Raw genomic sequence first — 14,245 nt, forward strand, 5'->3', positions numbered from 1 at the left:
CACAGTTTGTGATAGCACTCTATGAAATACGACGCGGCTCCAGTGCCGCGCGACGCTGTTCCGGCGGCGCGTCATGCAAGCCGGGGAATCCTTGCAATTTAGGGGCAAAATGGGCCGCTGTGGCATAGTTGGAATGTTCCGCCGGGCATCATCCGGCAAACAACGCAAGGGGTTTTGTGGTTCGTCCTGCGTGCCGACAGGAGCAGTGGCGAGGTCGCAGCCCCGGGAGACCTTCAGGGAGACGCCCGAGCAATGGCCAAGATTATCTACACCCACACCGATGAAGCGCCGATGCTGGCCACGTATTCCTTCCTGCCGATCATCGAGGCCTTCGCTTCGACGGCGGGCGTGGACGTGGAAACCCGCGACATCTCGCTGGCCGGCCGCATCATCGCCGTCTTCGGTGACTACCTCACCGAAGAGCAGCGCATCGGTGACGCCCTGGCCGAGCTCGGCGAACTGGCGAAGAAGCCCGAAGCCAACATCATCAAGCTGCCCAACATCAGCGCATCCGTCCCGCAGCTGAAAGCGGCCATCGCCGAACTGCAGGGCCAGGGCTACGCCCTGCCGGACTATCCGGACAACCCCTCCTCGGACGAAGAGACGGACATCCGCTCCCGCTACGACAAGATCAAGGGTTCCGCGGTGAACCCGGTGCTGCGCGAAGGCAACTCTGACCGCCGCGCCCCGCTGTCGGTGAAGAACTACGCCCGCCAGAACCCGCACTCCATGGGTGCCTGGAGCAGCGACTCCAAGACCAACGTTGCCTCCATGGCTGCCGACGACTTCCGTTCCAACGAGAAGTCCGTGGTGATCCCGGCCGACGACACCCTCCGTATCCAGCTGGTCCGCGAAGACGGCACCGTCAAGACCCTCAAGCAGTCCATCCCCGTGCTGGCCGGTGAAGTGGTTGACGGCACCGTCATGCGCGCCGCCGCCCTCGATGAGTTCCTCGCCGCCCAGGTTGCCCGGGCCAAGGAAGAAGGGGTGCTGTTCTCGGCACACCTGAAGGCCACCATGATGAAGGTCTCGGACCCCATCATCTTCGGCCACGTGGTCAAGGCCTACTTCGCGGACCTCTTCGCCAAGTACGGCAAGCAACTGGACGCCGCTGGCCTGAGCGCCAACAACGGCCTGGCCTCCATCCTCAACGGCCTCGACGAACTCCCGGAAGAGATCCGCGAAGAGGTTGCCGCCGCCATCAAGCAGGGCTTGGAAAACGGCCCGGCACTGGCCATGGTGGACTCCGACAAGGGCATCACCAACCTGCACGTTCCCTCCGATGTGATCGTTGACGCCTCCATGCCGGCCATGATCCGCACCTCCGGCCACATGTGGGGCGCGGACGGCAAGGAAGCCGACACCCTGGCCGTCCTTCCGGACAGCTCCTACGCCGGCGTCTACCAGGTCGTGATCGACGACTGCCGTGCCAACGGCGCCTTCGATCCCACCACCATGGGCACCGTCCCGAACGTCGGCCTCATGGCCCAGGCCGCCGAGGAATACGGCAGCCACGACAAGACCTTCGAAATCCAGGACGCCGGCAAGGTGCAGCTGGTTGACGGTTCCGGCAAGGTCCTGATCGAGCACGAGGTTGCCCCCGGCGACATCTGGCGCGCCTGCCAGACCAAGGACCTGCCGATCCGGGATTGGGTCAAGCTGGCCGTCACCCGCGCCCGTGCCTCCAAGACCCCCGCCGTGTTCTGGCTGGACGAAGAGCGCGCGCACGATGCCCAGCTCATCGCCAAGGTCAAGGAATACCTCAAGGAGCACGACACCGAGGGCCTCCAGATCGAGATCATGTCCCCGGTGAAGGCCACCGCCTTCACCCTGGAGCGCATCCGCAAGGGCGAGGACACCATTTCGGTGACCGGCAACGTGCTCCGCGACTACCTCACGGACCTCTTCCCGATCCTGGAACTGGGCACCAGTGCCAAGATGCTCTCCGTGGTTCCGCTGATCAACGGCGGCGGCCTCTTCGAAACCGGCGCCGGCGGCTCCGCCCCGAAGCACGTCCAGCAGCTCCTCAAGGAGAACTACCTGCGCTGGGACAGCCTGGGCGAGTTCCTGGCCCTGGCCGTGAGCTTCGAGCACCTGGCCACCACGGAAGGCAACGCCCGCGCCCAGGTCCTGGCCGACACCCTGGACCGCGCCACCGGCACCTTCCTGCTGGAGAACAAGTCCCCGGGCCGCAAGCTGGGCACCATCGACAACCGCGGCAGCCACTTCTACCTGGCCTCCTACTGGGCGCAGGAACTGGCCAAGCAGACCGCCGACGTCGAACTCGCTGCCTCCTTCGCGAAGGTCGCCGAAGCGCTGACCACCGGTGAGGAAACCATCGTGGGCGAGCTGCTCGCCGTCCAGGGTTCCCCCGTGGAAATCGGCGGCTACTACCGTCCGGATGCCGCCAAGGCTTCGGCCGTCATGCGCCCGTCGGAGACCTTCAACAAGGTGCTTTCCATCCTGAAGTAGCCTCTGCCTAATCCAACTGACTCGCAGTTAATGTCGTTCTGAGCCCTCAAAACGACAACAACTGCGAGTCAGTTGGGTTAACGCCCCTTTAGCGGGCTGCCGCGAAGCGCGCCGGGGCCACTCCGCCGGCGGCAATGTCCGCCAGGACCCGGCCGATCGCCGGGGTGAACTTGAAGCCGTGCCCCGAGAAGCCTGCGCCGACCACGAGCGGGCCGAAGCCGTCGAGCACAAAGTCTTCGTTCGGCGTCGTGGTGTAGGTGCAGCTGATCGGCACCGCCGAGGAAGGGTCGACGCCGGGAAGCCACTCGCGCGCGTACCGCACCAGGGCGTCGAGCTGTTCGGGTTCGGGCTGGAAAGTGCGGGCGTCCGGGTCCGTGACGGGGCCGACGCCGTGCCATCCGGCCTTGATGCCTTCGCCCGGGGTCAGCATGCCGTAGACGGGGCTGTACCAATAAGCGTCCCGCGGGTCGCCTGGATCGGGGCTGTGGTTGAAGCTCGGCCAATCCAGCGAGTCATCCAACGGGGTGAAGTGGGCCGGCTGTTCCTGGGTCACGAGCAGCGGCGGCAGTGTGGCGAGTCCCTCGAGGACCTTGCCCGTCCAGGCTCCGGCCGTGACCACCACGCGGCGGGCCACGAACTCGCTGCGGTCCGTCAGCACCAGCACCGAGTCGGCGCCGAGGACGCGGATGCCACGGACCGGCGTCGAGTATTCGAAGCGGGCGCCACGGGCCTCGGCCGCTTTCCGCAACGCAAGGAGTGCCTCGGCCGCCCGCACCCGGCCGGAGCCGGGCACGAACAGGACGTCGCCGCGGAAGTTCATTCCCCGCCAGCGTTCTGCAGCCTCGGCGGCGGAGATGAAATGGCTCTCGATGCCGCGTTCCTGGTGGGCTTCGTGGATGGTGCGGAGCCGGTTCACGTTGCCGTGGTTGGCCAGTCCGACGAGGTCCAGGAGCTGCGTTCCGGCTTCCCCGGCCAGTTCGTCCCATAGTTCCCTGGACTCGGCAAGGAGGTCGAGGTAGTCGGACTCGGCGTAGGCGGTGTTGAAGTTCCGGGTGGCGCCGTGCGAGGCGCCGATCCTGTGGCCTTCCTCGAACTGTTCCAGGAGCACCACTGATTTGCCGCTACGGGCCAACTGCCACGCGGCCGCCGAGCCCATTGCTCCGCCGCCAACCACCACTACGTCAACATTCATGCCTTCCATTCTCCCGTTTCACCCCAAGTAGCTCGCAGTTGTTGTCGTTTTCGGCCCTCAAAACGACAACAACTGCGAGCCAGTTGGGCAGTCGGCATAGATTGGATGGGTGAGTTTCCTCAATCCTTCCGCCGCATCCATTTCATACGGAACCGCCCTGCTCCGGATCTGCGTCGGTGCCCTCCTGGCGCTGCACGGCGTCCGGAAGATCCTGGCCGGCCAGGAGGCTTTCGAGGCGTCCATTGCCGGGATGGGCGTGCAGAAAGCGGAGATGCTGTCCTGGCTGGTCATCGCCGGTGAAACCGGCCTGGGCGCGATGTTCCTGTTGGGGGCGTTCACCCGCCTGGCAGGTTTCCTGGCGGCGGTCATGTTCGCTGCCATCTGGTTCGTCACCGAATCCGGCAAGCCCCTGCTGGCCGGGACGGGCGGGGTCGCGGGCGAGCTGCCCATTGTGTACGTCGTGGTGTCGCTGGCCTTTGTGTTCCTGGGCCCGGGCGCAGCCTCGCTGGACCGGAAGATGTCCAGCGCGAGAGTCACCGGCGCAAGAGTCACCGGCGGGAAAAGGGGCAGGCGCTAGCCAGCGCGATGAAGTTCAGCATGGTGGCCCCGATATTGACAGGGACCGCTATCGGAGCCACCACCTGAGCTCCGGCGGGACGCCACCCGTCGGAGTAGTAGCCGTGGTTTCCGAAGCAGCATACGGCTTGCGCAGCTTTGATCTGACGCCCCCAGCCTCTGACTCAGATTCAACGGTTGCGTACATCGTAGGGCCAGGAAAAAAACCGGTCCACAAAAAGGGGGAATCTCTACGCCAACTGTCATGCCGGGCGCCCTGAATGACGGGAAGAGGCCGCCGGTACGGAATCTTCCAAACCCGTATGACGCCCCTGTCACATACCCTTGGGCAGATCGTTGGCGTAACGGATCCCCAATTGGGAGCGGACGCCGTCGAACAAGCGCATGATGTCCAGTGAGTGCTCCCACGGCATCACCGGGCTCTCCGTGAGCCCCTGCTGGATGCACCGGGTCACCTCGCGGAGCTCATAGCAGTAACCCACACCCACGACGTCGAAGCGCTCCACGCGCGGCTCGTCCCACCCCGTGCGGATGTGCAGTTCGCGCGGATTGTTGATGGAACCATGCGTCTGCAGGAAGCCTTCGGTTCCGGCCACGGATGCGGTGCGCGGGCCGTGGGCGAGCAGCGATGAGGTCAGTTGCGCCAGGGCGCCGCTGTCGTAGCCTAGGGTCAGCGCGTTCTGGGAGTCCACGCCGTCGCTGTTCAGGGTGCCCACGGCGCTGACCGTCTGCGGCGCACCCAGGGTGCCCCACGCCCAGAGGAGCGGATAAACGGTCAGGTCCAGCAATGCGCCGCCGCCGTCCGCCGGCGCCCAGATCCGTGCGGCTGGGTCGTACGGTGCCGGGAAGCCGAGGTCCGCGCTGACCCATTTGATTTCGCCCAGTTCGCCCGAGGCGGCGATGGCGAAGGCCCGCTGCATGCTCGGCAGGAAGCGGCTCCACATGGCCTCCATCAGGAAGAGCCGGCGTTCGCGGGCCAGCCCCACCAGTTCCGCGGCCTCGCGGGCATTGATAGTCAGCGCTTTTTCACAGAGGACGTGCTTCCCGGCTTCAAGCGCCGCTTTGGCCACCTCGTAGTGCTGCGCGTGCGGCGTGGCGACATAGACGACGTCCACCGCGTCGTCGGCAAGCAGGCGCTGGTAGCCGCGCAGGCCGCCGTCGTCCCCATAGGCTTTCTTCGCGCCGTGCGTCGCAGCGAAGGCATCAGCCGTCTCCTGGCGCCGCGAACTGACCGCGTACAGTTCGGCGTCTTCGAGCTGGAGCAGGTCTCCGGTGACGGTCCTGGCAATCCCGCCCGTGGCGACAACGCCCCAGCGCAAGGTCTTTCCAGTGGCGGCCCGCGGGTCCTGGTTTTCCTGGCTGAACAGCCATGGCCTGGCGATGTGCTTGCTCATGGTGACCATCCTCTCACCCGCGTACGGCCGCCGCCCTGGCGGCCTGCTCGATTTTCGCGCAGTAGGCTGCACGGGCTTCCTCGTCGATCTGCTTCTCGTGTTCGGCGCGCAACCCGGTCCGGCCGTCAAGGCCCTCCCGCAGGATATCGGCGTGCCCGGCATGCCGGATGGACTCGCCGAGGACATGGAGCATGACGACGAACAGCTTCGTGTCGGAATAAGGCTCCGGCCACCACGGCACGTGGCCGGGGGCGTCGAGGGGAAGCTCGTTGATCGTCGCATCCGAATGCTCCCACGTGCGCCGGTAGAACCCGACGATCTGATCGAGGGTCTCGTGCTCGGATGCCCACAGATCACTGCCGTCGGAGTCCTGCCACGGGGGCAGCGGTTCCGGGGAAGGACGGTGGAAGACCTCGCCGAAGTACCTGGCCTCGACGCTGGCAACGTGTTTGACCAGGCCGAGGAGGTTGGTCCCGGTCGCTGTCAAAGGCCGGCGGGCGTCGTATTCGGACAAACCGTCGAGTTTCCAGAGCAGCGCCTTGCGGTCCTGCCGCAGCCTCCCGTGAAGGTTGTCTTTCGCGAAGTCTTCGATCATGTGCCCTGAGCCTGCCACAGGCCGCAGTTCCATGCCACACCCAGGTCGCGCAGGTACGAGACTTTTCCTCCGATGGGCCAGGTAACTCTCAAGCTGCGGGATGAGCAAACATACCGGTCGGTACGTTTAGGCTGGGGGGATCATCCCTCGCAGAGCGTTTCTGTGGGGAGTTACCGAATGGAGCAGGGATGAGTGTCTTTCGACGTGTCGTCTTGCCGGTGGCGCGGCTGCTGGTCTTTGCAGTCATAGCTGTGGCCTTGGTGAAAATCGCCTTTATCGACGGCCTGCGGCCCGAGGAATCCGGGCCTGCCCCGATGGCGCAGGTGGGGACGCCTGCGGTGCCCGCGGTCCGTGCCACCGTGACGAACACCGTGCAGGTCAAGGCGACCGTCCAGAGCGATCCCGCCCAGGCCGTCCGGAGCACCGCAGCCGGAACTGTGGTTTACATCTACCGGGAAGCCGGGACCACGGTAGCCAAAGGCGAAGCGGTCATCCAGGTGCGGACCGAACAGCCCCGCGAGCCGGTGCCGGCCCCCGGACCGGGTGAAGAACCCCGCCGAAGAGCAGAGCAGTGAGCCTGTGTACACCTACACGGACGTCCCGGCGCCTGCAGCCGGCAAAATCAGCGAACTCGGTGTGTTGATCGACCAGCAGGTGACCGTCGGCGAAACCGTGGGCAAGGTGGACCCGGGAAGCTACACGGTGTCCGGCCCAATGACCGCTGCACAGCAGTTCCGGCTGCTCGGCAGGCCGGGCTCGGCGGAGATCGCGCTGACTGGCGGCCCGGCGCCCTTCACCTGCCCGGAAGTCACCGTGAAGAACAACGCCTCCGACGCCGGTGCCTCCGGCGGCGGGACGGGCGGCGGCACGGGTGGCGCGGGCACGGCGGTGCCCGCGGGCGGTCTGCGGCCGGCCGCCGTCGCGATTCCCGGCGGGGGAGGGGAAGCACCCCAGGACGGCGGACCGGCCACCGGGACCCTGAGCTGCGCCATTCCCTCCGGAACGGAGGTCTTCGCGGGCCTTGGCGCCACCATGACCGTCACGGCGGGGGAGTCGAAGAACGTCATCACCGTTCCCCTGAGCTCGGTGAAGGGCAGCGTCAAGGAAGGAATCGTCTGGCTGGCAGGGGACGCCGCCGCGGCCGTGCCGGCCGCGGGTGCCGCGCCGGGGGCCGCACCTGGAGGTCCTGCCCTTGAACCGGAGCAGCGCCGCGTGAAGCTCGGCCTGAACGACGGCTCCAAGGTGGAGGTCACCTCCGGCCTGGCCGAGGGCGAAATGGTCCTGGAGTTCGTGCCGGGCGCCGCCGCGAATCCGGCCATGCCCGGCCCCGGCCAGATGATGTATGGCCGGGCGGGCGGCTAGGCATGGAGACTTTGCTGAGCCTGCGCGGAGTCACCCGCTCGGTGGTCCTGCCCGATGACCAGGAACTGCACATCCTGCGGGGCATCGACCTTGAAATCTCCAGCGGGGACCACACCGCGATCGTTGGCCGCTCGGGCTGCGGAAAGTCCACCCTCCTGAACCTGCTCGGCCTTTTGGACGTTCCCAGCAGCGGCGAACTGGACTTCCTGGGAACGCCGGTGCAGCGGATCGGCGGCAACGCCCGGGCCCGGTTGCGTGGCTCCACCGTGGGCTTCGTGTTCCAACAGTTCAACCTGCTCCAGGGCCGCAGCGCCTTGGACAACGTCATGACCCCGCTGTTCTACGCCAAGGGCCGGGACTTCTGGCGCCGCCGCGAGCTGGCGATGGAAATGCTGGACCGCGTAGGACTCGCCGCCCGCGCGGATGCCAAACCGAACATGATGTCCGGAGGCGAACAGCAGCGGATCGCCATTGCACGGGCGCTGGTGCGGCGCCCGCGGCTGATCCTCGCCGATGAGCCCACCGGGGCGCTCGACGTCGAGACCGGGCAGACCGTGATGTCCCTGCTCGATTCGATCGCCACGGAGTCTGCGGCGGCTCTGGTGACCATCACCCACGACCACAACGTGGCGGCGCTGGCCAGATCCCGGTACCGCCTCGATGCCGGGGTGCTGCAGGCCGCCGAGGAGGTAGCCGCATGACCGGCTTCGTCTCCGCGCTGGTGGAAGCCTGGCAGGAGCTGCGCATCAACAAGGTCCGCATCCTGCTGGCGCTCGTGGGTGTTGCCGTGTCCGTGACCGCCCTGACCTCCGTGGTGGGCGTGGGGGATCTTGCCCGCGAAGGCTTCAAGGTCCAGGCCGAACGCAGCCAGGGGCGAACAGCCACGGTCGCACTGAGCGTCAACGGACCCACAACGCCGGATCCGGTGCGGCTCGAGAAGGCCTACCAGGGGATCGTGGAACGCTACGGGATCAGCTATTGGACCCACACCGGGCAGGCCCAGGCGCGCTTCCAGTTCCCGGGAGGCGTCCAGGATGTACAGATGACGCTGGTGGATCCTGGATACGGGGTCATCCACCGCACGGATGTCACACAGGGCTCCTGGTTCGCCGCGGACGACGAACAGCGGCTGGCGCCCGCCGTCGTCGTGTCGGAAGCGTTCTACAACACGGCCGGCAGGCCGGACCTCGTGCGGAGGCCGCTGGCGAAGCTTGTCGGGGGAGGGGAGACCACGGCGGTGATCATCGGCGTCGTACCCGATCTCTATCCCCAGGCGCCGCCGTCGGCATTCATGCTGAATGGGGCTGCGCAGACTGCCGGGATCGCCGAGGGCCATGGCCAGTTCAAGGTGTGGGTGCAGGACGGACAGGCTGCGGTGCTGATGCCCGCCATGCAGGCGGACCTGCAGATGCAGTTCCCGGACATGTATGTTGACGCCAGCCGCATGGACTACGCCGCCCACGGCGACCCGATCGCCGTCGCGCAGCTGGTGGTGGGCGCGGTGGCCGGGCTTGTGCTGCTGCTCGGCGCCATGGGCATGCTGAACATCTCGATGGTGACCGTCCGCTACCGGGTCCGGGAAATCGGAATCCGCCGCAGCTTCGGTGCCACTTCGGGGCGGATTTTCGTGGGCGTCATGATGGAATCCCTGGTGGCCACCGCTGTGGCGGGGATCGTCGGGGTGATGCTGGCGGTGGCCGTGGTGAAGAATCCGTGGATCCAACGGCAGGTCGCCCCGGCACTGAGCGAATACCCGCCGTTCCCGCTGGAAGCGGCGATGCTCGGCTTCGGTGCCGCCGTGGCGGTGGGCGCCCTTGCCGGCGCGATCCCGGCCCTCGTGGCCGTGCGGATCAAGGTGATCGACGCGATCCGCTTCTGATGCGATCCGGTTCTGACGGGTACCGCCAGCCCGGCGGTATCCATCAGAACCGGCGGCGGTCACGTCCCGGCCGTCACCTCTTCGCTCAGCTGGCCCTGCAGCAGCCGGAACCTGCGGTCCGCCTTCCTGGCCAAACTGCGGTCGTGGGTGACCACCAGGATGGTGGTGTTGTGGTTGCGGCTGAGCGAGCTTAACAGCTCGATGATGTGCTCGCCGGTCTGCTCGTCCAGGTTCCCGGTGGGCTCATCGGCAAGGATCAGCTTGGGCTCGTTGGCCAGGGCACGGGCAATCGCCACACGCTGCTGCTCGCCGCCGGAGAGGCGGTTGATCCGGCGCGAGTGCTTCTCGGGATCCAGTTGCACCTGCTCCAGCAGGTCCCTGGCGCGTTGGGCCCGCGCAGATTTGCGGACGCCCGCGAACTCCATCGGCAGCATCACGTTGTCCACGGCGCTGAGGTTTTCGATCAGCTTGAACTGCTGGAAGACGAAGCCGATGTCGCGGCGGCGGTACTCGGTCAGCTTGCTGTCCGGGAGGCCGGCCAGGCTGATTCCATCGACGACGACGTCCCCGCTGGTGGGCTTGTCCAGCGCCCCGAGGAGGGACAACAGGGTGCTCTTGCCGCTGCCGCTCTTGCCCACGATGGACGCCAGCGCGCCTTTCCCGAGTTCGAAACTGACGCCGTTGACCGGTTTGATGGTGCGGTCGCCGGACTTGAACTGGCGGACCAGGTCCTTGACTTCAATCATGGCTATTCTCCTCGGAGGACTTCGATGGGGCGGATGCGGGCCGTGAGCAGGGCCGGAACGAGGGCCCCGACGACGGCGACCGCGAACACTGCGGCGATGCCGGCGGCGATCACGCCGGGGGAGGCACTCGCGGTGACGGACGTCAGCAGCTGGGTAGCGCCGCCGAAGGGCCCGCCCTGGCCGCCGAAGCCGCCGGAGCCGCGCTGGGCAGTGGCACCCGTGGTGCTGTTTGAACTGATCAGCGCCGAGGCGATGCCGCCGCTGGCGAACCAGGCGATCGCCGCGCCGACGACGCTGCCGAGTGCCACCAGGACCAGGGCTTCGAGGACGAACTGCAGGCCGATGGTGCGGTTGCGTGCGCCGATGGCCTTCAGGACTCCGATTTCGCGACGGCGCTCGCGGACCAGCATGACCATGATGAGCAGGATGATGAGCCCTGCCGTGGCCAGCGCCGCGATGTAGGCCACGAGGGAGATGCCCTTGACGCTGTTGAGGGAGCTGACGGCGGTTGCGAGGTTGCGTTGGCCCTGGGTGACGTCGGCCTTGCCTGGGCCCAGTGCTGCCTGGAGGGCCGTCTTGGCAGCGTCCACGTTCGCCATGCTGTTGACCGTGACCACCATGCTGGAGAGTTCGCCGGGGGTCCCGGCGAGGGCCTGTGCCTCGGGCAGCGTCAGGTAGACGGCGTTGTTGCCGAAGGTGGTGCCGGCGTCGAAAATGCCCGCAACGGTGAACGCCTTAGCGGCGATGGTGAAGGTGGAGCCGACCTTGAGGCTGTTTTTCTCCGCGAGGGTGGTTCCCACAAGGGCTTTGGTGCTTGCCGCGGCGTAGTTGCCCAGGCCGGTGCCGCTGGTGATGTCCAGGGTCTTGCCTGCGGTGTCCACCTCGGCGCCGATGCCGGTGGCGGTGATCGGCAGGGCGAACGTGCGCACCTGCCCGGTCCCGGTCCCGGTGGTGGTGTTGCCCGCGTTGTTCCGGTTGCCGAGCGTGCCGGCGTCGATGGCTGCCGTCAGGCTGGTGGTGACGCTGGCCGTCTGCCCGCCGGGTCCTCCGCCGCCTGGCTGGGCGGCGCCGGCGGCAGTGCCGGTGGTGTCCGACGTCGTGGTTTCGGTACGAAGCCGCAGCGCCTTGGTCCCCACCACGGAGTCGACGTTGGAGACGGCCGCCGCAGTGGCCGCTTCGGCGGCGGTGAGGGGTTCGCCGCCTCCTTCGAATCCCTGGCCGCCGGCCGGATTGACGGTGAGGACGGTGCCCACGGAGGCATTCAGCTCCTGGACTTTGGCGGATACGGCCTGGTTGGCGACGAGCATGGACAGGGCCAGGCCGATGGCGACGGCCAGGACTGCCACCACGGCTGCCGTTCTGATCTTGTTGCGGAAGGCGTTGCCGACGCTGCGGGCAAGGACGCTCACGGTTCTCCTAGTGATCCGGTGCCGGCCGGAATCGCCGGCGTCGGATCCAACAATCGCGCCCGCTCCTGTGCGGATTGCAGCACGAAGCTATGTTTGCGCTGTGAAGCCACGTCGTGAAGCCTTAAACGAGTGATGCCCGGCCCCCTCAGGGGCCGGGCATCATTCTTGTTGACGCGTGTTACTTGGTGATCGGGCCGAGCACCGGATCGTCCACGTAGGCCGTCTTCACGTTCTCCTTGGTGACGATCACCGGGGGAAGCAGGTACGCCGGAACGCGCTTGAATTCGTTCTTGTAGTTGCGGTTGTCATTGATCTCAAGCGCCACGCCCTGCTGCAGGTCCTTGACCATGGTGATGGCGTGCTCAACCAGCTTGCGGGTGTCCTTGTTGATGGTGGAGTACTGCTGGCCGGCCATGATCGACTTCACCGACTCCAGCTCGGAGTCCTGACCGGTGACGACGGGGGTGGGCTTGCCGGCGGACTTCACCGAGGTCAGGATGGCCCGGGCAAGGGTGTCATTCGGGGAGAGCACGCCGTCCAGGGTGGCGGAGGCGTAGCTGCCAGAAAGCAGGGAGTCCATGCGGCGCTGGGCGTTCTCCGGCTTCCAGTCCTGGGTGACGGCCTTGGTGAAGTCTGCCTGGCCGGAGACCACCTTCAGGGTGCCATCGTCGATCTTCGGCTTCAGCACGCTCATGGCGCCGTCGAAGAACACCTTCGAGTTGGCGTCATCCGGGGAACCGGCGAACAGTTCGACGTTGTACGGGCCGGAGGGCTTCTTTGCCTTCAGGCCGTTGAGCAGGGCCTGGCCCTGGAGCTCGCCCACCTTGAAGTTGTCATAGGCCACGTAGTAATCCACGGCCTTGGTGTTGGTGAGCAGCCGGTCGTACGCGATGATTACCGCGCCGGCGTCCTTGGCCTGTTGCAGCTGGGTGCCCAGCTGGGCGCCGTCCACGGCACCGACGATGATGACCTTGGCGCCCGAGGTGATCATGGTGGAGATCTGGTTCTGCTGCTCGGAGACGCCGTTGTTGGCGAACTGCACGTTCGGCTTGAAACCCGCCTTGGTGAGACCTGAGTTGAAGAGGTTTTCGGCAAGGGTCCAGTTTTCGGACGTCTTCTTGGGGAGGGCGACGCCGATCACCGAGTCCTGCGGGAAGCCGCTGAGCGCGGTGCCGGCCTTCGCGGCTTCGGAGTCGGTGTCGGAGCGGCCGCACGCGGTGAGGGAGAGTGTTGCTACTGCCGCGAGGACGGTCAGGGTTTTTGCGAGTTTACGCATGGTTGCTTCTCTTTCTGTGTCCAATGACGCCGGTTGCGTGGCGCCGTCGCGGGTTTACTTGGCGGGTTCCGCCGGCTCGGGGGCAGCGATGATGTCACTGGTCCTGGTGGTTTCGTCCGCCGTGGTGGGCGGCTGGTTGCTCTTCAGTCCGTTCATCAGCATGCCGATGATGGAGCGGCGGCCCTGGCTCTTGTTGTAGACGTCGATCGCGACGGCGATCAGCAGGACGAGGCCCTTGATGATGGACTGCATGTCGGCGCCGACGCTGAGCAGCTGCAGGCCGTTGTTCAGGACAGCCATGACCAGGCCACCGACGATCGAGCCGATGACGGTGCCGACACCGCCGGAGACCGCGGCGCCGCCGATGAACACGGCCGCGATGGCGTCAAGTTCCCAACCCACGCCGTCCGCGGGACCGGAGCTGGTGGAGCGTGCCACGAACATCATGCCGGCCAGGGAAGCCATGACGGACATGTTCAGCATGACCAGGAAGTTGACCCGCTTGGAACGCACGCCGGACAGTTCGGCCGCGTGGCGGTTGCCACCCACCGCGTAGACGTGGCGGCCGATGACGGTCTTGGTGGTGACAAAGGCATACAGGGCCACCAGGCCCACGAGGATCAGGCCGGAGACCGGGAAGGAGGTGCCGTAGCGGCCGGTGGAGAAGAGCCAGGTCACGTAGATGATGGCGGCAGCCAGCAGGCCGAGGCGGACGATCGGCACCCACAGGGGATCGGGGGAGCTGCCGGTCTTGGCTTCGAGGCGGCGCTTGCGGAACTCCAGGTAGACGAGGCCGAGCACCAGGAGCACGCCGAGGATGACGGTGGGCCAGTTGTAACGGGCGAAGTCGCCGATTTCGGGGAGGAAGCCCGAACCCATCACACGGAACTCGTCTGGCACGGGCACGGTGAGCGACTTGCCCACGAACTGGTTGAGGCCGCGGAAGAGCAGCATGCCGGCCAGGGTCACGATGAACGCCGGGATGCCGACATAGGCCACCCAGAATCCCTGCCAGGCGCCGATCACCGAACCCAGGACGATGCCGAGCAGGATGCCGAGGTACCAGGGCACACCCCAGTCCCGCATGGCGATCGCCACAACGATGCCGACGGCTGCGGCCACGGATCCGACCGAAAGGTCGATGTGGCCGGCAATGATGACCATCACCATGCCGATGGCAAGCACCAGGATGTAGGAGTTGCCGTTGAACAGGTTGATCATGTTGGTAGGCGTCAGGACCTTGCCGCTGGTGAACAGCTGGAAGAACAGGACCAGCGCCACGAGGGCGATGATCATGCCGAACTGCCGGGTGTCACCGCCGAAGATCCGCTTGAGTGCATTCAT

Annotated in this window: 13 protein-coding genes; 6 read left to right on the forward strand and 7 right to left on the reverse strand. The window is 66.4% G+C overall.

Annotated elements, in window-relative coordinates; genetic code table 11:
- Positions 1-252: 252 nt before the first annotated feature.
- Positions 253-2,472, forward strand: coding sequence for an NADP-dependent isocitrate dehydrogenase (locus ACZ9CK_RS04095; RefSeq protein ID WP_476049328.1), 2,220 nt, complete (start codon positions 253-255; stop codon positions 2,470-2,472).
- An 88-nt stretch (positions 2,473-2,560) separates the two neighbouring features.
- On the opposite strand, the gene ACZ9CK_RS04100 is transcribed toward ACZ9CK_RS04095, so the two are convergent.
- On the reverse strand, positions 2,561-3,664 hold the full coding sequence (locus ACZ9CK_RS04100) for an FAD-dependent oxidoreductase (RefSeq protein WP_476049329.1): 1,104 nt from the start codon (positions 3,662-3,664) through the stop codon (positions 2,561-2,563).
- Positions 3,665-3,773: 109 nt separating this feature from the next.
- On the opposite strand from ACZ9CK_RS04100, the gene ACZ9CK_RS04105 reads away from it, so the two are divergent.
- On the forward strand, positions 3,774-4,241 hold the full coding sequence (locus ACZ9CK_RS04105; RefSeq protein WP_476049330.1) for a DoxX family protein: 468 nt from the start codon (positions 3,774-3,776) through the stop codon (positions 4,239-4,241).
- A 313-nt stretch (positions 4,242-4,554) separates the two neighbouring features.
- Here ACZ9CK_RS04105 and ACZ9CK_RS04110 read toward each other — a convergent pair whose 3' ends face one another.
- Complete coding sequence (locus ACZ9CK_RS04110; protein WP_426302481.1) at positions 4,555-5,634, reverse strand: Gfo/Idh/MocA family protein; 1,080 nt, start codon at positions 5,632-5,634, stop codon at positions 4,555-4,557.
- Between the two features lie 13 nt (positions 5,635-5,647).
- Positions 5,648-6,262, reverse strand: a complete 615-nt coding sequence (locus ACZ9CK_RS04115) for a DinB family protein (protein WP_426302482.1) — start codon at positions 6,260-6,262, stop codon at positions 5,648-5,650.
- Between the two features lie 155 nt (positions 6,263-6,417).
- On the opposite strand from ACZ9CK_RS04115, the gene ACZ9CK_RS04120 reads away from it, so the two are divergent.
- Genes ACZ9CK_RS04120 through ACZ9CK_RS04135 form a run of 4 tightly spaced genes read left to right on the forward strand, consistent with a single transcriptional unit; the run spans position 6,418 to position 9,470 of the window.
- On the forward strand, positions 6,418-6,804 hold the full coding sequence (locus ACZ9CK_RS04120) for a hypothetical protein (protein WP_476049331.1): 387 nt from the start codon (positions 6,418-6,420) through the stop codon (positions 6,802-6,804).
- A 4-nt stretch (positions 6,805-6,808) separates the two neighbouring features.
- On the forward strand, positions 6,809-7,591 hold the full coding sequence (locus ACZ9CK_RS04125) for an efflux RND transporter periplasmic adaptor subunit (protein WP_476049332.1): 783 nt from the start codon (positions 6,809-6,811) through the stop codon (positions 7,589-7,591).
- Between the two features lie 2 nt (positions 7,592-7,593).
- The gene (locus ACZ9CK_RS04130) at positions 7,594-8,292 is read left to right on the forward strand and encodes an ABC transporter ATP-binding protein (RefSeq protein ID WP_426302484.1); all 699 of its coding nucleotides are present in this window, start codon (positions 7,594-7,596) and stop codon (positions 8,290-8,292) included.
- Entirely contained in the window at positions 8,289-9,470 is a 1,182-nt protein-coding gene (locus ACZ9CK_RS04135) for an ABC transporter permease (RefSeq protein ID WP_476049333.1), read from the forward strand. Before ACZ9CK_RS04130 ends, ACZ9CK_RS04135 begins: the two co-directional genes overlap by 4 nt.
- A 59-nt stretch (positions 9,471-9,529) precedes the next feature.
- On the opposite strand, the gene ACZ9CK_RS04140 is transcribed toward ACZ9CK_RS04135, so the two are convergent.
- The 4 genes from ACZ9CK_RS04140 to mmsB form a co-directional block, all read right to left on the reverse strand.
- Entirely contained in the window at positions 9,530-10,216 is a 687-nt protein-coding gene (locus ACZ9CK_RS04140) for an ABC transporter ATP-binding protein (RefSeq protein ID WP_426302486.1), read from the reverse strand.
- A gap of 2 nt (positions 10,217-10,218) precedes the next feature.
- On the reverse strand, positions 10,219-11,625 hold the full coding sequence (locus ACZ9CK_RS04145) for an ABC transporter permease (protein ID WP_476049334.1): 1,407 nt from the start codon (positions 11,623-11,625) through the stop codon (positions 10,219-10,221).
- Between the two features lie 178 nt (positions 11,626-11,803).
- Positions 11,804-12,901: a substrate-binding domain-containing protein gene (locus ACZ9CK_RS04150; protein WP_426302488.1), complete on the reverse strand. Its 1,098-nt coding sequence runs from the start codon at positions 12,899-12,901 to the stop codon at positions 11,804-11,806.
- A gap of 54 nt (positions 12,902-12,955) precedes the next feature.
- Complete coding sequence (gene mmsB, locus ACZ9CK_RS04155) at positions 12,956-14,245, reverse strand: multiple monosaccharide ABC transporter permease (protein ID WP_426302489.1); 1,290 nt, start codon at positions 14,243-14,245, stop codon at positions 12,956-12,958.

The organism is Arthrobacter sp. TE26545, assembly GCF_056279005.1.